The sequence below is a fragment of the Afipia sp. 1NLS2 genome (genome assembly GCF_000178995.1).
GTDB lineage: Bacteria > Pseudomonadota > Alphaproteobacteria > Rhizobiales > Xanthobacteraceae > Afipia.
On record NZ_ADVZ01000001.1, the window covers coordinates 1,042,463 to 1,059,851 of the forward strand.

Below are 17,389 nucleotides of genomic sequence, written 5' to 3' on the forward strand. Positions count from 1 at the left end.
GTCCATATCAACGTTCACTATGGCCTCACCCATCCGCCATAGAGGGCGGCCTGATAGAAAAAATAGAGTGCTGAGACGAACATCAGCGCGGCGCCGATACGTTCAGCCCAGAGCGTGAAGCGATGCGTGTGTCTGAAACTCGCAAGGCGCCCCGCCATCGTCGCGACGACAATGATCGGAATCCCACGGGCAAGACCGAAGGCGCCCATCAGCGCCGCTCCGAGCAGCGGATCGGCCGTTCCCGCCGCCGCGGCCGCCACTGGTAACAGCAATGGCGTGCACCCTGGACAGGTCGACAGGCCGAATGGAATGCCGAGAAGATAGCTGCCGACAAGATTGTGCGTCGGCTTCGAAGACGGCGCCAGCGTGGGGATGACGATATGGACAAACCGCAGGAGCGCGAGCCCGACAACGATCATGATGACGGCAAGCAGGAGGTATGCGAGCGCAAGGTAGCTCGCCAGCACACGCAAAACGGCGAAGCCGAAGAGCCCGAACAGAGCGCCGAGCACCGCGTCGACGGTCGCAATACCAAGCACGAAACCGATCGAGAGCCGCAAGCCGCCAAAGTGCCGCGAGCCGGATTCCGTCGCGCCCTGACCTGCGGCGAAGCCGGTCGCGACGGAAATGAGCGGGAACGAACTCGGCGCAACGCCAACGACGAGCCCGGCAAGCATCGCCAGCGCGACCGTGAACGGTGTGAGCGCCGCAATGTCCTGCATCTGCGAATTGAGGTCTATCACAGGCTACGCTCCGCCGGTTTGCCGACACTGAGGATCGCCTGGAAGAACAGCGACGGCTGGCCCCAGAGCGAATTGAAGAAGATCGTCGTCACGCTCACCGCCATGGCCGCCATCGCCCACACCGGATAGAGGAAACCGGTCGCCGCCAACGGCACGCCGATGCCATTGAACAGGAAGGCGAGCGAGACGTTCTGCACCATCTTGCGATAGCTGCGGCGGCTGATGTCGCGGGCGATCACGATCCCGTCGAGCCGGTTCGACAAAATGATGATGTCCGCCGATTCGAGGGCAATATCGATTCCGCCGCCCATGGCGATGCCGACGTCCGCCTGCATCAATGCCGGCGCGTCGTTGATACCGTCGCCAACCATCGCCACCCGACCGTTCTGCTGGAGCCGCCGGATCAACTCCGCTTTCCCGCCCGGCAGCAGGCCGGCGTAGACCTCATCGATGCCAAGCTCGGCCGCGACGCGGCGGCCGCTGCGCTCGTTGTCGCCGGTGATGAGCACGGTTTTCAGGCCGGCTTGCCTGACCGCGGCCATCGCCCCGCCGGCTTCGGACCTCACGGCGTCGCCAAGCGCAAGCAGACCGAGCGGCCGTCCGCCGCGACCGATGGCGATCACCGTCCGTCCGGCGCTCTCGAGTGCCGTGATGCGCTCGGTCAGATGCGCAAGATCAATATTATTCTCGGTCATGAAGCGCGGGCTGCCGGCGAGCACCGTCTCGCCGTCGATACGCGCCCGGACACCCTTCCCTGGAACGGCCTCAAACTCGCTGACCGCGGGCGGCGTCACGTCACGCTCGAAAGCGGCCGTGACGATCGCGGCGGCCAGCGGATGTTCCGAGGCGGCTTCGATCGCGGCGGCCACGCCGAGCAACTCGTCCTCCCTGCCTTCGGTTGCTTCGATCTCGATGAGGCGTGGCCGTCCCTCGGTCAGCGTTCCGGTTTTGTCGAAGGCGATCTGCTTTACCAGGCGAAAGCCTTGGAATGCCTCTCCAGTGCGCATGAGGACACCGCGCTCGGCGGCTTCCCCAGCACCGCGTACGATCGACAGCGGCGCCGAGATGCCAACTGCGCACGGATAGCCCATGACGAGCACGCTGAGGCTCGCGAAGACCGCCCGCTGCAAGTCGGGCGCGATGCCGAAGAGCCATGGGATCGCGATCCAGCCAAGCGCCGCAAGGGCCGCGACCAAAAGCACCGTCGGCGTGTAGACGACAAGAATGCGATCGACGAGATGCAGCAGCCCCGGCTTCAGAGCGCGGGCATCCTCGACCTCGCGGACCACCCGCTGCAGGAAGCTCTCGTCACCGACCGCGGTGACCTCGACAAGCAATGTGCCCGTGCCGTTGATCGATCCGCCAATGACACGGTCGCCGATACCGCGTGCGATCGGAACCGGCTCGCCGGTGACGAGCGCCTGATCAACCGAGGAATGGCCGTCGACCACCTCGCCGTCGATGGGCAGGCGCTCGCCGGGGCGGATGCGCACAAGATCGCCAACTGCAACCGCCGCGATCGGGAGCTCCATCTCCTGGCCGTCGCGCACCACGCTGGCCACGTCCGGCTGCAGGTCAAGCAGGCGCTTGACGGCCTGCGAGCTGCGCGTCTTGACGATGAGCGACAGCCATTCGGAAAAGAGGTGATAGGTCGCGACCATGACGGCGACGGCGAAGAACGACGCTGTCGGATAACCGGGCTGGTTGAAGACAAGCCCAATCAGGCCACCCACAAGCCCGGCGAAGGCGCCAGCCTCCAGAAGCACATGCTGATTGAGAATGCCGCGGCGCAAGGCTTGGAACGCCATGCTGAGAATGTGGCGGGCGACGCCGAAGACGAGAATGATCGCAAGGACGCCAACCAGCCAGGGCGTGGCCAGCATCAGGCCCAGGGTCTCGCGGTAGAGAAGAAGCGCACCGGCGAGAACACCAAGCCCGGCAGCGCTCGCGGAGGCGGTCCACAGGCCCTGCGACCGCAGCACGAGGAACACGAAGCCAATGAGGCCGAGTGTGGCAACCAGCGGAAGTAGGGTCGATGCGATGCCGGTCGGCGTTGCGATCAGCGCAATCGCGATCAGACTGAAGGCGACGGCGACGAGGAAGCGCCGTCCTTCCCGCACCAGATCGCGCTCCTCCTCCTCGAAGGGGCGCAGCTTGCGCGGATCGTGCAGCGTATAGCCGATATCGAGCAGCGTCTGTAGGAGCTCGGCGGGATCGGCGCGCGCCGGATCGTATTCGACCAGCGCCTGCTCGTGGGTCAGGCTTACCGCCACCTTATCGACGCCCGGCTTGCGGCCAAGCGCCTTCTCGATGGTGCCGGTGCAGAGCGAGCAGTGCAGTCCGCCGATACGGGCCCGGATGCGGGCTCTATCCGGGCGGCTTGCCGGTTCCTCCGTCCATAGTGGCGAGGTTTTCGGTGCCGTTGCCGAGGCGATGGTCATGGCAGCCTCCGTTGAACCTATCGGTCGGCGCCGGCGCCCTTGCCGGGTTTCGGTCCGCCGACTCTCAAACGGCAGCCTGCACTCCGTACCGGCCTACGGAGTCAAGAGGCGACGGAAGCTAGCTCGACACCTCGGTCATGTTCAGCCAACGACCGAATATCCGGCCTGCCGGATCGTCGCGGTGAGGTGTTCCTCGCTCACGGCTTGCGGATCGAACAGGACGCGAGCCTCCCGCGTCTTGAACGAGACGTTTGCCTTCTGCACCCCGGGTTCCGCCGAAAAAAGCGCCTGGACGGTACGTGCGCAGCCGTCGCAGTGCATACCGTCAATCTTGAAGATGGCCGTCTTCATGCTGTGTCCTTTCACTTTCCGCTGTTGGCTGCGTAGTTCGCCGGAAGGCGCCGGTCCGGCCGCCTCCGACCGATTGGCCTTCGTGCCAGACCGTCCGGCCAAGGCGTCGATGATCGTACAGGCGCGCAGCGCGCCCCCGCCGGGGCAGGAAGCGATCAGTGCGTCGAGTGCCGCGCGAATGTGCTGAAGTTGCGCCATCTTGCGGTCAACTTCCGCGCGCTTGGCCACGGCTTGGACACGGACATCGCCGCAGTCGGCGGCGGGATCGGCCCGCAACGACAGCAGTTCCGTGATCTCGCGCAGCGAGAAGCCGAGTTCCTGCGCCTGCCGGATAAAGCGGATGCGCTCGACGACAGTATCGTCGTAGAAGCGATAGCCACCACTTCGCGGTCGCAGTGGTTGCTCGATCAACCCGCGGCGCTCGTAGAAGCGGATCGTCTCGACGCCGACGCCTGCCCGCTCGGCGGCTCGGCTGATGGTCATTGCGTTAGCCATGGCGTCTCTCTGGCGATGATGATGCACTCCGTACTAGGGTACGGAGTCAATAGCGGATCGTCACCCTGGTTTGTCGCGAATGCGCGCGCGCAACCCGCTGCGATCTGCCTCGCCGACATGCGGGCGAAGGTCGCCCATTTGAACTTATGGAAAGCATGCTCAACGATGTGGAGCTGGCGCGCCGCCGGGATTGCCACTGATCGCAACATTATTTTTGCAAACTCGCTCAAAATCGACTGAAGCGGCGCCGGTTCTCCGGAAAGGCTGAGTTATGCAAACTCGTTAACGGTGAGAAGTTGGCTGCTGCCCAGCATACGGGTTCAGCGCTCGTCCGATTCGCACGCTGCTCTATCCCAGGCTACGCCTCCTATAATTTTAACCTTGCCGACTCTTTCTCTGGCCGGACAAATCTTCCCTCACCATGAACGCGACCAAGATTCTCTGGGTCCAGATGCTTTTCGTCTGTGCTGCCGTGCTCGCCTTCATGTGGGCGGCGACGGAATGGACGGCTTGGCAACTCGCCTTCCAGCCGCAGCTTGGCCGACCCTGGTTCGCCTTGTTCGGTTGGCGGATCTACCAGCCGCCCGCGTTCTTCTGGTGGTGGTTTGCCTACGACGCCTACGCCCATGAGATCTTCGTCACGGGAGGCTTCATCGCGGGCGCCGGAGGTGTCGCAGCGTTCGTCGTCGCAGTCGCGATGTCAGTGTGGCGGGCGCGCGAGGTGAAGAAGGTGACGACTTACGGCTCCGCACGTTGGGCCGAGGCGCGCGAGATTCGCAAGGCGGGCCTCCTTCATCCCGACGGCGTTCTGCTCGGTCGCTGGCATAGCGCCTATCTTCGACACCACGGCCCAGAGCATGTGCTGTGCTTCGCGCCGACCCGCTCCGGCAAGGGCGTCGGCCTGGTGGTGCCGACGCTGCTCACCTGGCCGGGCTCGGCGATCGTGCATGACATCAAAGGTGAGAATTGGGGCCTGACCGCCGGCTGGCGCGCGCGCTTCGGTCGGGTGCTGCTGTTCGATCCGACCAACACCAAGAGCACCGCCTATAACCCGCTGCTCGAGGTCCGCCGCGGCGAGTGGGAAGTGAGGGACGTCCAGAATATCGCCGACGTGCTGGTCGATCCCGAAGGCGCGCTCGAGAAGAGAAACCACTGGGAGAAGACGAGCCATTCGCTGCTCGTCGGCACGATCCTGCACGTCCTCTACGCCGAGAAGGACAAGACGCTTGCCGGCGTCGCCAACTTCCTCTCCGATCCGAAGCGGCCGATCGAGACCACACTGCGCGCGATGATGTCGACGCCGCATCTGGGGAAGACGGGCATTCACCCCGTGGTCGCCAGCACAGCGCGCGAGCTGCTCAACAAGAGCGAGAATGAACGCTCCGGCGTGTTGTCGACCGCCATGTCATTCCTCGGGCTCTACCGCGATCCAGTTGTCGCCGCCGTCACAGCACGCTGCGATTGGCGCATCCGCGATCTCGTCGAGGCCGAGCATCCCGTGACCCTCTACCTCGTCGTGCCGCCGTCGGACATCAGCCGAACCAAGCCGCTGATCCGCCTGATCCTCAATCAGATCGGCCGGCGCCTCACCGAGGAATTGGACTCGAAGCGCCGCCGGCATCGGCTGCTGCTTATGCTCGACGAGTTTCCAGCGCTCGGCCGCCTCGACTTCTTCGAGAGCGCGCTCGCCTTCATGGCCGGCTACGGGCTGAAGAGCTTCCTCATCGCTCAAAGCCTGAACCAGATCGAGAAGGCTTACGGTCAGAACAACTCCATCCTCGACAACTGCCATGTGCGCGTGAGCTTCGCCACCAACGATGAGCGGACCGCCAAACGCGTCTCCGACGCGCTTGGAACCGCGACCGAAATGCGCGCGATGAAGAACTATGCCGGCAGCCGGCTCAGTCCATGGCTCGGCCATCTCATGGTTTCGCGTCAGGAGACGGCGCGGCCACTCCTCACGCCCGGCGAGGTCATGCAGCTCCCGCCGGACGATGAGTTGGTCTTAATGTCCGGCTGCGCGCCTATTCGGGCGAAAAAGGCGCGCTATTTCGAAGACGCTGAAATGCAGGCGCGGATCCTGCCGCCGCCGGCATTGACTAGCTCAGGATCGCCACCACCCGAGAAAAATCCGCCGGCCCGAAATAGGGGCGATTGGGCCGGTGCGGTCGTCGCGCCACCGTCGACCTCCTCGACCGAAGACTCTGCCAACGCCGGCATCCGGCGCGAACCGGAATTGCCCGAACATGAGGAGATCGTGCCTGAACCGGCGAAGCCCGTTCAGGAGTTCGAGCCGATCGACGAAGAGCCGGATGACGAAGTTCAGCGCCAGCGCGTCATGCAGCGAACCTTTGGAACCGTCACCCGCCAGGTCTCGCTCGATCCCCGTGACGACATGCAGATGTGACGCTCATGCGGACCAAGCACACGTTTCGTCTTCCCCCTGATCTCGCGGAAAAGCTCGCCGACTATGCCGCCCGCAAGCGCGTGCCGCAGGCCCTCGTGGTAGAAGCAGCGCTCACCTCGCACCTGTCGCCCGACGGCGCCGATCGTCTGGAGGCCGCGCTGGCGCGGCGCCTCGATCGTATGACGCGGCAGATGGAACGCATCGAGCGGCACGTCACGATCTCCAATGAGGCGCTGGCAGTATTTGTGCGCTTTTGGCTTACAAGCACGCCGACGTTACCGGACACCGCTCTCGCGGCCGCGCAGACCAAAGGGCGCGAGCGCTATGACGGATTCGTTGAAGCCCTCGGTCGGCGGCTGGCGCGCGGACGCAAGCTTGCCGACGAGGTGAGCCAGGACGTCGCTTCCGAGTCGGAACAGGACGCTCCGGCGAAAGACTCCTGACCGCCGACCATCCCGCCGACCTGTCTTTCTATCCCAGAGCCCTATGGCCTTATCGTCGTTGTTGCAGAGACCCAGTTCCGGCTCTTTCTACTCAACCCCGCTGACACATGCGCCTCCGAGTGAGGCGAACTTGCGGGGTACTTGAGTGACGACGATCTCTCTTCGGTCTGAAGCTTTCGCCCGCGGCGCGCGCATGTTGCGCACCGCACTCGGGCCGGCGATCTCCGCCTACCTGGAAGATCCGAGCATCGTCGAGGTGATGCTCAATCCCGACGGTCGGTTGTGGATCGACCGGTTGTCGGGCGGCCTCGAAGATACCGGCTGCCGTGTCACGGCCGCCGATGCGGAACGGATCGTTCGCCTGGTCGCGCATCACGTCGGCGTCGAGGTGCATGCTGGCAGCCCGCGCGTTTCCGCGGAGCTGCCGGAAAGCGGGGAGCGGTTCGAGGGCTTGGTGCCGCCTGTGGCCGCGGCGCCGTGCTTTGCTATCCGCCGCCCGGCCGTCGCCGTGTTCACGCTCGGCGACTACGTCGATGCCGGCATCATGTCCGGCGACCAGGCCGAGCTGCTGCGCGTCGCGGTGCGGGAATGCAAGAACATCCTCGTCGCCGGCGGCACGTCGACCGGCAAGACCACCCTGGTCAACGCGCTCCTCGCCGAGGTCGCCAAGACCGGCGACCGTGTGGTGCTGATCGAGGATACGCGCGAGCTGCAATGCGCCGCGCCGAACCTGGTCGCGCTTCGTACCAAAGATGGCGCCGCCTCGCTGTCCGATCTCGTCCGCTCCGCCCTTCGGCTCCGGCCGGATCGCATTCCCATCGGCGAAGTGCGCGGCGCCGAGGCGCTCGACCTGTTGAAGGCTTGGGGCACCGGCCACCCGGGCGGCGTCGGCACCCTTCACGCCGGCTCCGCGATCGGCGCGTTGCGCCGCCTCGAGCAACTCATCCAAGAAGCCGTCGTCACCGTCCCGCGCGCGCTGATCGCCGAGACCATCGACCTCATCGCGGTCCTCGCCGGCCGCGGCTCCGCGCGACGGCTCGCCGAACTCGCCGCGGTCAAGGGCCTCGGCCCGACCGGCGACTACGTCCTCACCCCCGCAGGAGAACCGTGATGCTGCTCAACCGTGCCCGCCAGGTGTTCGCCACCGCCTCGACCTTCGCCTTTGTCGCGCTCGCCACCGCGCCGGCCTACGCCGCCGGCTCCAACATGCCCTGGGAGCAACCGCTCAATCAGATCCTGGAATCGATCCAGGGGCCGGTTGCCAAGGTCATCTCGGTCATCGTCATCATCGTCACCGGCCTGACGCTGGCCTTCGGCGAAACCTCTGGTGGCTTTCGGCGGCTCATCCAGATCGTCTTCGGCCTGTCGATCGCCTTTGCCGCATCGAGCTTCTTCCTGACTTTCTTCCAGTTCGGCGGCGGAGTGCTGATCTGATGGAGCAGGATGCACTTGTCACCGGCTTCTACGCGCCCGTCCATCGCGCATTGACCGAGCCGATCCTGCTCGGTGGCGCGCCGCGCGCGGTGGCGATCGTCAACGGTACGCTCGCCGCCGCCGTGGGGCTTGGGCTTCGCCTCTGGATCGTTGGCGGCGCGATCTGGCTGATCGGCCATGTCGCCGCTGTGTGGGCCGCGAAGCGCGATCCCGCCTTTGTCGATGTGGTGCGCCGGCATCTCCGCTATCCGCAGCATCTGGTCTCGTGAGGTTCGATCGATGATGAATCTCGCAGAATACCGCCATCGCACGCAAAGCCTCGCCGACTTCCTGCCTTGGGCGGCGCTGGTCGAGAAGGGCGTCATCCTCAACAAGGACGGCTCTTTCCAGCGCACCGCGCGCTTCCGCGGACCCGATCTCGATTCCGCGACGCCGGCCGAGCTGGTGGCGATCACCTCGCGTCTGAACAACGCGCTCCGACGCCTCGGCTCCGGCTGGGCGGTGTTCATCGAGGCGCAGCGTGTGCCCGCCCATCGCTATCCCGTCGGGCAATTCCCCGACAGAACGTCGGACCTGGTCGACGCCGAACGTCGCGCGCAGTTCGAGGAGGAAGGCGCGCATTTCGAGAGCCGGTATTTCCTGACGCTGCTGTGGCTGCCGCCGGCCGACGACGCCGCGCGCGCCGAAAGTTGGCTCTATGAGGGCCGTTCCCATGCGGGTGCCGATTGGCGCGCGGTGCTGGAAGGATTCAACGACCGCACCGATCGCGTGCTCGCGCTGATCGAGGGCTTCATGCCTGAAGCCGAGTGGCTCGATGACGGCGAGACTCTGACCTACCTGCATTCCTGCATCTCGACCCGTCGCCAGCGCGTGCGCGTGCCCGAAACGCCGATGTATCTCGACGCTATCCTGGTCGACGAGGACTTGACGGGCGGGCTCGAACCACGGCTCGGCCACGCGCATCTGCGCACGCTCACCATCATGGGCTTCCCCTCGCAGACCTGGCCGGGCTTGCTCGACGACCTCAATCGCTTGGCCTTTCCCTACCGCTGGGCGACACGCGCCATCTGTCTCGACAAGACCGATGCGGCCAGGCTGCTCGGCAAGATCCGGCGCCAGTGGTTCGCCAAGCGCAAGTCGATCATGGCGATCTTGAAGGAGGTGATGACCAACGAAGCGTCGGTGCTGATGGACAGCGATGCCGCCAACAAGGCGCTCGACGCCGACGCCGCGCTGCAGGAGCTCGGCACCGACCTTGTCGGCGAGGCCTATGTCACCGCCACGGTAACGGTCTGGAGCGAGGACCCGCGGATCGCCGATGAGTGCCTGCGTCTGGTCGAGAAGACCATTCAGGGCCGCGACTTCACCTGCATGCGGGAGGGCGTCAACGCCATCGAGGCGTGGCTCGGATCGCTCCCCGGTCATGTGTACGCCAATGTCCGCCAGCCGCCGGTTTCGACGCTCAACCTCGCACACATGATGCCGTTTTCGGCGGTCTGGGCCGGGCCGGAACGGGATGAGCATTTCCAGGCGCCGCCGCTCTTCTTCGCTAGGACGGAAGGGTCCACGCCCTTCCGGTTTTCGCTGCACGTCGGCGATGTCGGCCACACTTTGATCGTCGGCCCGACTGGCGCCGGCAAGAGCGTGCTGCTGGCGCTGATGGCGCTGCAGTTCCGCCGCTATACCGGTGCGCAGGTCTTCGCCTTCGACTTCGGCGGCTCGATCCGCGCGGCCGCGCTGGCGATGGACGGAGATTGGCATGATCTCGGTGGCGCGCTGGCCGACGACGCAAGCGCGCCAGTCGCCTTGCAGCCGCTGGCGCGCATCGAAGCCGCCGGCGAGCGGGCTTGGGCAGCGGAATGGATCGCGGCGCTGCTTGCCCGCGAGTCCGTCCCCGTCACTCCCGAGCTGAAGGAGCACTTGTGGTCTGCCCTGACTTCGCTCGCCTCCGCGCCGGTTTTGGAGCGGACAATCACCGGCCTCTCTGTCCTCTTGCAGTCCAACGCGCTCAAGCAGGCGCTGCAGCCTTACACGGTGGCCGGACCTTGGGGCCGTTTGCTCGACGCCGAAACCGAACGCCTTGGCGAGGCGGAGGTGCAGGCCTTCGAGACCGAGGGCCTGATCGGCACCGGCGCGGCGCCCGCCGTGCTGTCCTATCTGTTTCACCGGATCGAAGATCGCTTCGACGGCCGGCCGACCTTGCTCATTGTCGACGAAGGCTGGCTCGCGCTCGACGACCCCGGTTTCGCCGGACAGTTGCGCGAGTGGCTGAAGACGCTGCGGAAGAAGAACGCCTCCGTCATCTTCGCCACCCAATCGCTCGCGGATATCGACGGCAGCACCATCGCACCCGCGATCATCGAGAGCTGCCCCACACGGATTCTGCTGCCGAACGAGCGTGCGCTCGAACCGCAGATCGCGGCGATCTACCGGCGCTTCGGTCTCAATGACCGGCAGATCGAGGTTCTGAGCCGGGCAACGCCGAAGCGTGAATATTACTGCCAGTCGCGGCGCGGCAACCGGCTGTTCGAGCTCGGCCTCTCCGAAGTGGCGCTCGCCTTCACCGCCGCATCCTCAAAGACCGACCAAGCCGCCATCGATCAGATCCTCGCCGCCCATGGCCGCGAAGGCTTCGCCACTGCGTGGCTGCGCCGCGCGAACCTCGACTGGGCAGCCGACATGCTCACCCGTAACCAGGAGATTCCGTCATGATTATGCGTCGCCTGCGCGCCGGTCTCACCGCCGGCGTCGCCGCCTTATCCATCGCCGGCGTCAGCGTCCCCGCGCACGCGCAATGGATCGTCTTCGATCCGACCAACTACGCGCAGAACATCCTGACCGCCGCGCGCGAGCTTCAGCAAGTCAACAACGAAATCCACATGCTGGAGAACCAGGCGACATCGCTGATCAATCAGGCGCGCAATCTCGCAAGCCTACCGTATTCATCGCTTGCGACCCTCGAACAGTCGATCGCCCAGACACAGCAGCTTCTCACGCAGGCGCAGCGCATCGCTTACAGCGTGAGCACGATCGACCAGGCGTTCACACAACAATATCCGCAAGCCTATTCGAGCGGGACTTCATCGCAGCAGCTTCTTACCGACGCGCAATCACGCTGGCAGAACGCGCGCGCCGGATTCCAAGACACCATGCGCGTGCAAGCCGGCGTCGTACAGAACCTCGACTCGACGCGCACCCAGATCGATGCACTGGTGACAGCCAGCCAGGGCGCGACCGGCGCGCTCCAAGCCGCGCAGTCCGGCAATCAGCTCGTCGCCATCCAGACCAAGCAGCTCGCCGACCTCACCGCCGTCATGGCATCGATCGCGCGCGCCCAGAGCCTGGACGCCGCGCGGACGCTCGAGACCCAGGCACAAGCGCAGGCGCAGATGCAGAACTTCCTCAACTACGGCTCCGGTTATCAGCCGGGCTCCGCGCAGATGTTTCACTGATGCGGGGCCGTCTCCTCAATCTCCCCGCAGTCGCGCGCGCCGTCGGCTTCGCCCTGGTCGTCATCGCAATCGTCGCAGCCACGCTGCACTTTCGTGAGGCTCCCTCTCGCCCGCGGGACCAGACTGCGAGTCCTGCAGACACCTCCGATCCGCGCTCTGACGAACTGAAGCGGTGCCAGCTCCTCGCGAGCGAGGCGAAGGATGACGCGGCCTGCGAAGCCGCATGGGCCGAGAACCGCCGCCGTTTCTTCAGCTATCGGCCGACGCCCAACGCGACGACGCCCGCGGCATCAGCCAAATCTCCCGACAGGTAAACACAATGGGCGGCACCGGCGTCATCGACAATTTCTTGGGGACGTTCACCCAATACATCGATTCCGGATTTGGACTGGTCCAGGGCGATGTGCGGTGGCTCGCCGGCGTTCTCATCGCCATCGACATCACGCTCGCCGGCCTCTTCTGGGCGATGGCGCCGGACGAGGATGTGCTCGCACGCCTTATCAAGAAGACGCTCTACATCGGCGTCTTCGCCTTCATCATCGGCAACTACAACAACCTTGCGCAGATCATCTACAACAGCTTCGCCGGGCTCGGCATCGAAGCGGGCGGCGGCACCATCAACGCCTCCCAGCTTCTTCAGCCCGGCAAGATCGCCGAGGTCGGTATCGACGCCGGCAAGCCGATCCTCACCGCGATCTCCGGGATGATGGGTTTCACCAGCGTCTTCGCGAACCTGGTGCAGATCATCATCCTGCTCGTCGCCTGGCTGATCGTCATCATCAGCTTCTTCGTCATGGCGATCCAGCTCTTCGTCAGCCTGATCGAGTTCAAGCTGACGACACTCGCAGGGTTTGTTCTCGTCCCCTTCGGGCTGTTCGGCCGCACCGCGTTTCTCGCAGAGCGCGTGCTCGGCAACGTGGTGTCGTCCGGCATCAAGATCCTGGTGCTCGCCGTCATCATCGGCATCGGCTCGACGATCTTCAATCAGTTCACCAGCGGCTTCAACAGTCCGCCGACGATCTCCGACGCGCTGACGCTCATCCTGGCGGCGCTCTCGCTGCTCGGCCTCACGATCTTCGGTCCTGGCATCGCCAACGGCCTGATCGCCGGAGGTCCGCAACTGGGTGCCGGCGCCGCGGTCGGCACGGGTCTCGCGGCGGCGGGTATCGGCGCCGCCGGGATTGCAGCCACCACGGGCGGACTCGCCGCCGCGGGTGGTGCGATCGCGGGCACGGCGCGCGCGGGCGCATCCGTCGCCGGCGGCGCCACCGCCGCCTATCGCGCCGGAGGCGCGACCGGTGTCGCTCAGGCCGCCGGGTCGGTGGCGATGAGCCCGCTTCGCCGCGTTGCGGCCAGCCTGAAAGAGAGCTTCGCATCGGGCGAGCGCGCTATGATGCGCGGAGGCGCGCCAGCGAGCGCCGGCAGTGCGGGATCCTCGATACCTTCAGACGGTCCGCCCGCCTGGGCGCAGCGCATGAAGCGGAGTCAGACCATCAGCCGTGGCGTGTCCGCCGCCGACCACGCCATCCGCTCCGGCGACCGGGCGAGCGGCGGTCACCGGATCGACCTCTCGGAGGGGGATTAGCCCATGTTCAAACGATCCACCGTGCGCTACGGCAAAACGCCCGAGCCGGAGACACCGTATCAAAAGGCCGGCCAGGTCTGGGACGAGCGGATCGGTTCCGCCCGGGTTCAGGCGAAGAATTGGCGGCTCGCTTTCTTCGGAGCATTGGCGCTAAGCGGCGGCCTCGCCAGTGGGCTGGTCTGGCAATCGGCCCGTGGGACTATCACCCCTTGGGTCGTGCAGGTCGACAGGCTGGGCCAGGCGCAGGCCATCGCACCGGCGGTCGCCGACTATCAGCCAACCGATCCGCAGATCGCCTGGCATCTCGCTCGGTTCATCGATGAGGTGCGCAGCATTCCCGCCGACCCCGTCGTGCTGCGGCAAGACTGGCTCGACGCCTACAACTACGTCACCGACAAGGGCGCGCTGGCGCTCAACGATTATGCCCGCACCAACGATCCATTCTCGAAGGTCGGGAAGACGCAGGTGTCCGTCGAGGTGGCGAGCGTGATCCGCGCCTCCGACAGCAGCTTCCGCGTCGAATGGGTCGAGCGGCGCTATGTCGACAACGCGCTCGCCGCCACGGAGCGCTGGAGCGCGATCCTCACCATCGTTGTGCAGACGCCGACCGACGCCGATCGGCTGAAGAAAAATCCGCTCGGCGTCTACGTCCACGCCCTCAACTGGTCAAAGGAGCTCGGATGATGCGCTCGCTGCCTCTCGCAACCCTTCTGCTTGTTTCGACGTCCCTGGCAGCGTGCTCGACGTGGAAGCCGCCCGAGATCACCTACGATGACACGCCGAAGCAAGCTGTGCTTCAGCCCGATCCACCCAAGCCTGTGCAGATCGTCGAGCTGCCGAAGCCGCTGCCTCTGCCCGGCCAGCTCAAGCGGCTGCCGGGTTCGGCGAAAACGCGGCCAGAGTCCCCTGATCCGCACGTGCGCGTCGACCAGGCGAATGGCGCCGCGCGCGTTCAGCCGACACGGGCGGGATATCTCAACGCCATTCAGGTCTATCCGTTCTCCGACGGCGCGCTCTACCAGGTCTACGGCGCGCCCGGCGAAATCACCGACATCGCGCTTGAGCCGGGCGAGCAGCTTGTCGGCTCCGGCCCCGTCGCGGCGGGCGACACCGTGCGATGGATCATCGGCGACACGGAGAGCGGCACCGGCGCGGCCAAGCGCATCCACATTCTCGTCAAGCCAACGCGCGCCGATCTCATCAGCAACCTCGTCATCAACACCGATCGGCGGACCTATCACCTCGAGCTGCATTCCGACGAGAAGACCTACATGGCATCGGTCTCCTGGGCCTATGCGCAAGACCAGCTCATCGCCCTTCGTCAGCAGAACGCGGCAGCCGACGCTGCGACGCCCGTGGCGACCGGAGTCGATATCAACGCGCTGAACTTCCGTTACCGCATCGAGGGCGACAATCCCGCGTGGCGGCCGCTGCGCGCGTTCGACGACGGCCGGCAGGTGTTCATCGAGTTTCCGAGCGGCATCAGCCAGGGCGAGTTGCCGCCGCTCTGGGTCATCGGCGCCGAAGGCGACGGCCAGCTCGTCAACTACCGCGTCAAAGGCAATCACATGATCGTCGATCGGCTGTTCGCCGCGGCCGAACTCAAGCTCGGCGGCAAACATCAGCAACTCGTGCGCATTGTCCGCACGGACGGGAGGCCGCAGTCGTGACGGATGGAGCCCGTGAAGAAGGCGGGCCGACTGAAGGCAGTCGCCCGCCCGAAGAGATGCGGCTGCGGTCGAGCCGACCGCCGGTCACCCGTCTATCGCGAAGAGTGCTCCTCGGTCTGGGCACGGCAGCGGCGCTCGGCATCGGCGGCGCATTGTTCTTCGCTCTGAAGCCGCAGCATCAGAGCGCGGGCTCCGAACTCTACAACACGAACAACCGCAACACGCCCGATGGCCTGGCGAATCTTCCCCGGGATTACGCGGGGCTGCCCAAGCCCGCACCGCAGCTCGGCCCGCCGCTTCCCGGCGATCTCGGCAAGCCGATCCTCAGTAGCGGAGCCCTAGCCCCCGGCATGCCGGCCGGCACCGATCCCGAACAGCAGCGGATCGCCCAAGAACAAGAGGCGGCGCGGACCAGTCGTCTCTTCACGACGACGAATGTCCGCCAAACTGGCGAAACGACCACGGCGCCAACTCCGGCCGGCGTGACGCCTGCCGTAGCGACGGCGGGTTCAAACGACCTGACCTCGCAGGATCATAAGCTCGCGTTTCTCAACGGCGCCGTCGACCGTCGCACCACGAGCCCGGACCGCGTCCAACCCGCCGCCAGCAAATACATTCTGCAAGCGGGCGCGGTGGTCCCCGCGGCGCTGATCACCGGCCTTCGCTCCGACCTTCCCGGTCAGGTTACCGCTCAGGTGACGGAAGACGTCTATGACAGCCCGACGGGAAAGCTCCTTCTGATCCCGCAAGGCGCGCGCCTGGTCGGGCAGTACGACGCGCAGATCGCCTTTGGGCAAACGCGCGCGCTGCTCGTCTGGAATCGCCTAATCATGCCGAACGGCCGCTCAATCGTGCTGGAACGTCAGCCGGGCGTCGATACCGAAGGCTATGCCGGCCTCGAGGACGAGGTCGACAACCATTGGGGCATGCTGTTCAAGGCGGCGATCCTCTCCACGCTCTTGAGCGTCGGCTCCGAAGCGGGCACGAGCAACAGCGAGAACAATCTGGCGCAGGCGATCCGACAGGGCGCGTCGCAGAGCTTCAGTCAGGTCGGCGAACAAGTCGTCGGGCGCTCTCTCAACATTCAGCCGACGATCACCATCAGGCCGGGCTTCCCCGTGCGCGTGATGGTCACCCACGATCTCGTTCTCGAACCGTATGGTTCATAAGGAATCAGGCATGGCAAAGCTGAAACTCGGAACAATCCCGGACGACAAGCCGATCAAGCTGACCATCGAGCTGCCAGCGGCCGTGCATCGCGATCTCGTCGCCTACGCCAATGTCCTTGGCCGCGAAACCGGCCAGGGAGCGGTCGAGCCGGCGAAGCTGATCGGCCCGATGCTGGCGCGGTTCATGGCGACGGACCGCGCCTTCGCGAAATCGCAGCGCGCGAGTTCGGCGGCGCAGCGGCAGCAACCAGAGAGAGCGAGCTCAGAAAAGACGGCGTAACCGGGCTTCATCGCGCATGAAGGCGACGAACCTTCCGACCGCAGGATCTTCCGCTTGCGGACTCCACGCGAGCTCCACCTGAACCCAGGCGTTCTCCTCGTGGATCGCGCGATAGGCAATCCCGGGGAACGTGACCTCGGACTGGCTTTTAGTGACGAGCGTGATGCCGAATCCGGCCGCGACCAGCGCGAAAATGCATTGCTTGCTGGCGGCGTGCGTATGGAAGCGTGCGCCGCATCCCATAAGCGAAGCGTAGAACTCGCGAGCCAACTGGCTGTTGTCCCACCCCTGCACGAGCAAGATCTCCTTCCTCACGCACTCCCAATCGAGCGTCTCCTGCTCGAGCAGGGGGTGCCCGCAGGGCATCGCTGCGAGCAGCCGCTCCCGATAGAGCGGCGCGGACGCCGCATCAGCCCAAAGCGTATGTCTCGTCATCAGCGCCACATCGATGCGGCGCTCCTGCATGGCAGCCTGAGTCTCCCACTCGTTCAGCTCCGACACCGTGAGCGCGACCTCCGAATGCCGCTTTCGCCACCGGCTCAACAAATCGCGCAGCGGTTCGCCAACCGGCGGCATTCGCACGGCGAGACGCACCTCGCCTACAATGCCGTTGCCGTTCCGATCACCAGCTTCTCTGATTGCCTCGAGCTCGGCCAGCGCGCGACGGATATGAGGCATTACCGCCTTGCCGCCCGAGGTCAAACGGACACCCGCGTGCCCACGTTCGAAAAGCGCGAGACCGAGCTCGTCCTCGAATCGCCCAACGCGGCGGCTGATAGTGGAGCTGTTGACTCCGAGCGACTCGGCGGCCCTCGTAAAGTTACCAGCCGTCGCCGACGCATCGAGGTACATGAGATCGCGGATCTCCATGTCCGGCAGCCCCTACAGACTCTCCTACGTGCCTCCCGCGGTGGGATCG

The 17,389-nt window shown here is 65.4% G+C and carries 17 protein-coding genes; 13 read left to right on the forward strand and 4 right to left on the reverse strand.

Annotation, left to right across the window (positions count from 1 at the left end; genetic code table 11):
* Positions 1–17: 17 nt before the first annotated feature.
* The 3 genes from AFIDRAFT_RS05070 to AFIDRAFT_RS20165 all read right to left on the reverse strand — a co-directional run bounded on the left by AFIDRAFT_RS05070 (position 18) and on the right by AFIDRAFT_RS20165 (position 4,030).
* Entirely contained in the window at positions 18–743 is a 726-nt protein-coding gene (locus AFIDRAFT_RS05070; RefSeq protein ID WP_009338133.1) for a cytochrome c biogenesis CcdA family protein, read from the reverse strand.
* On the reverse strand, positions 740–3,184 hold the full coding sequence (locus AFIDRAFT_RS05075) for a heavy metal translocating P-type ATPase (RefSeq protein WP_009338134.1): 2,445 nt from the start codon (positions 3,182–3,184) through the stop codon (positions 740–742). Before AFIDRAFT_RS05075 ends, AFIDRAFT_RS05070 begins: the two co-directional genes overlap by 4 nt.
* 141 nt (positions 3,185–3,325) lie before the next feature.
* Positions 3,326–4,030, reverse strand: coding sequence for a MerR family DNA-binding protein (locus AFIDRAFT_RS20165; RefSeq protein WP_009338135.1), 705 nt, complete (start codon positions 4,028–4,030; stop codon positions 3,326–3,328).
* Positions 4,031–4,451: 421 nt separating this feature from the next.
* Here AFIDRAFT_RS20165 and AFIDRAFT_RS05090 point away from each other — a divergent pair, with 421 nt between their 5' ends.
* The 13 genes from AFIDRAFT_RS05090 to AFIDRAFT_RS05150 all read left to right on the forward strand — a co-directional run bounded on the left by AFIDRAFT_RS05090 (position 4,452) and on the right by AFIDRAFT_RS05150 (position 16,470).
* Positions 4,452–6,437: a conjugal transfer protein TraG gene (locus AFIDRAFT_RS05090; RefSeq protein WP_009338136.1), complete on the forward strand. Its 1,986-nt coding sequence runs from the start codon at positions 4,452–4,454 to the stop codon at positions 6,435–6,437.
* Positions 6,438–6,442: 5 nt separating this feature from the next.
* Positions 6,443–6,880 (forward strand): hypothetical protein, encoded by a 438-nt coding sequence (locus tag AFIDRAFT_RS05095; protein ID WP_009338137.1) that lies wholly within the window; start codon positions 6,443–6,445, stop codon positions 6,878–6,880.
* A gap of 193 nt (positions 6,881–7,073) precedes the next feature.
* The gene (gene trbB / locus AFIDRAFT_RS05100; RefSeq protein WP_009338138.1) at positions 7,074–7,991 is read left to right on the forward strand and encodes a P-type conjugative transfer ATPase TrbB; all 918 of its coding nucleotides are present in this window, start codon (positions 7,074–7,076) and stop codon (positions 7,989–7,991) included.
* Complete coding sequence (locus tag AFIDRAFT_RS05105) at positions 7,991–8,314, forward strand: TrbC/VirB2 family type IV secretion system protein (RefSeq protein ID WP_009338139.1); 324 nt, start codon at positions 7,991–7,993, stop codon at positions 8,312–8,314. The genes trbB and AFIDRAFT_RS05105 overlap by 1 nt, the downstream gene beginning before the upstream one ends.
* Positions 8,314–8,583, forward strand: coding sequence for a VirB3 family type IV secretion system protein (locus AFIDRAFT_RS05110; RefSeq protein ID WP_009338140.1), 270 nt, complete (start codon positions 8,314–8,316; stop codon positions 8,581–8,583). Before AFIDRAFT_RS05105 ends, AFIDRAFT_RS05110 begins: the two co-directional genes overlap by 1 nt.
* A 10-nt stretch (positions 8,584–8,593) precedes the next feature.
* Positions 8,594–11,026, forward strand: coding sequence for a conjugal transfer protein TrbE (gene trbE, locus AFIDRAFT_RS05115; protein ID WP_009338141.1), 2,433 nt, complete (start codon positions 8,594–8,596; stop codon positions 11,024–11,026).
* Entirely contained in the window at positions 11,023–11,766 is a 744-nt protein-coding gene (gene trbJ / locus AFIDRAFT_RS05120; RefSeq protein WP_009338142.1) for a P-type conjugative transfer protein TrbJ, read from the forward strand. Before trbE ends, trbJ begins: the two co-directional genes overlap by 4 nt.
* Complete coding sequence (trbK-alt, locus tag AFIDRAFT_RS05125; RefSeq protein WP_009338143.1) at positions 11,766–12,080, forward strand: putative entry exclusion protein TrbK-alt; 315 nt, start codon at positions 11,766–11,768, stop codon at positions 12,078–12,080. The genes trbJ and trbK-alt overlap by 1 nt, the downstream gene beginning before the upstream one ends.
* A 5-nt stretch (positions 12,081–12,085) precedes the next feature.
* The gene (trbL, locus tag AFIDRAFT_RS05130; RefSeq protein WP_009338144.1) at positions 12,086–13,351 is read left to right on the forward strand and encodes a P-type conjugative transfer protein TrbL; all 1,266 of its coding nucleotides are present in this window, start codon (positions 12,086–12,088) and stop codon (positions 13,349–13,351) included.
* 3 nt (positions 13,352–13,354) lie between these two features.
* Complete coding sequence (trbF, locus tag AFIDRAFT_RS05135) at positions 13,355–14,035, forward strand: conjugal transfer protein TrbF (RefSeq protein WP_009338145.1); 681 nt, start codon at positions 13,355–13,357, stop codon at positions 14,033–14,035.
* On the forward strand, positions 14,032–15,021 hold the full coding sequence (gene trbG / locus AFIDRAFT_RS05140; RefSeq protein ID WP_009338146.1) for a P-type conjugative transfer protein TrbG: 990 nt from the start codon (positions 14,032–14,034) through the stop codon (positions 15,019–15,021). Before trbF ends, trbG begins: the two co-directional genes overlap by 4 nt.
* The gene (locus AFIDRAFT_RS05145) at positions 15,018–16,190 is read left to right on the forward strand and encodes a TraB/TrbI/VirB10 family type IV secretion system protein (RefSeq protein WP_009338147.1); all 1,173 of its coding nucleotides are present in this window, start codon (positions 15,018–15,020) and stop codon (positions 16,188–16,190) included. Before trbG ends, AFIDRAFT_RS05145 begins: the two co-directional genes overlap by 4 nt.
* 10 nt (positions 16,191–16,200) lie before the next feature.
* A complete protein-coding gene (locus tag AFIDRAFT_RS05150) occupies positions 16,201–16,470 on the forward strand; it encodes a DUF2274 domain-containing protein (protein ID WP_009338148.1) in 270 nt (89 codons plus the stop codon).
* Here AFIDRAFT_RS05150 and AFIDRAFT_RS05155 read toward each other — a convergent pair.
* On the reverse strand, positions 16,453–17,340 hold the full coding sequence (locus AFIDRAFT_RS05155) for a LysR family transcriptional regulator (RefSeq protein WP_009338149.1): 888 nt from the start codon (positions 17,338–17,340) through the stop codon (positions 16,453–16,455). The two genes, AFIDRAFT_RS05150 and AFIDRAFT_RS05155, sit on opposite strands and share 18 nt — an antisense overlap.
* Positions 17,341–17,389 lie beyond the last annotated feature (49 nt).

Coding starts and splice junctions, on each gene's coding strand:
- AFIDRAFT_RS05075 (WP_009338134.1), bottom strand. CDS start 3,184: ATGACCATCGCCTCGGCAACGGCACCGAAAACCTCGCCACTATGGACG.
- AFIDRAFT_RS20165 (WP_009338135.1), bottom strand. CDS start 4,030: ATGGCTAACGCAATGACCATCAGCCGAGCCGCCGAGCGGGCAGGCGTC.
- AFIDRAFT_RS05090 (WP_009338136.1), top strand. CDS start 4,452: ATGAACGCGACCAAGATTCTCTGGGTCCAGATGCTTTTCGTCTGTGCT.
- AFIDRAFT_RS05095 (WP_009338137.1), top strand. CDS start 6,443: ATGCGGACCAAGCACACGTTTCGTCTTCCCCCTGATCTCGCGGAAAAG.
- trbB (WP_009338138.1), top strand. CDS start 7,074: ATGTTGCGCACCGCACTCGGGCCGGCGATCTCCGCCTACCTGGAAGAT.
- AFIDRAFT_RS05105 (WP_009338139.1), top strand. CDS start 7,991: ATGCTGCTCAACCGTGCCCGCCAGGTGTTCGCCACCGCCTCGACCTTC.
- AFIDRAFT_RS05110 (WP_009338140.1), top strand. CDS start 8,314: ATGGAGCAGGATGCACTTGTCACCGGCTTCTACGCGCCCGTCCATCGC.
- trbE (WP_009338141.1), top strand. CDS start 8,594: ATGATGAATCTCGCAGAATACCGCCATCGCACGCAAAGCCTCGCCGAC.
- trbJ (WP_009338142.1), top strand. CDS start 11,023: ATGATTATGCGTCGCCTGCGCGCCGGTCTCACCGCCGGCGTCGCCGCC.
- trbK-alt (WP_009338143.1), top strand. CDS start 11,766: ATGCGGGGCCGTCTCCTCAATCTCCCCGCAGTCGCGCGCGCCGTCGGC.
- trbL (WP_009338144.1), top strand. CDS start 12,086: ATGGGCGGCACCGGCGTCATCGACAATTTCTTGGGGACGTTCACCCAA.
- trbF (WP_009338145.1), top strand. CDS start 13,355: ATGTTCAAACGATCCACCGTGCGCTACGGCAAAACGCCCGAGCCGGAG.
- trbG (WP_009338146.1), top strand. CDS start 14,032: ATGATGCGCTCGCTGCCTCTCGCAACCCTTCTGCTTGTTTCGACGTCC.
- AFIDRAFT_RS05150 (WP_009338148.1), top strand. CDS start 16,201: ATGGCAAAGCTGAAACTCGGAACAATCCCGGACGACAAGCCGATCAAG.
- AFIDRAFT_RS05155 (WP_009338149.1), bottom strand. CDS start 17,340: ATGGAGATCCGCGATCTCATGTACCTCGATGCGTCGGCGACGGCTGGT.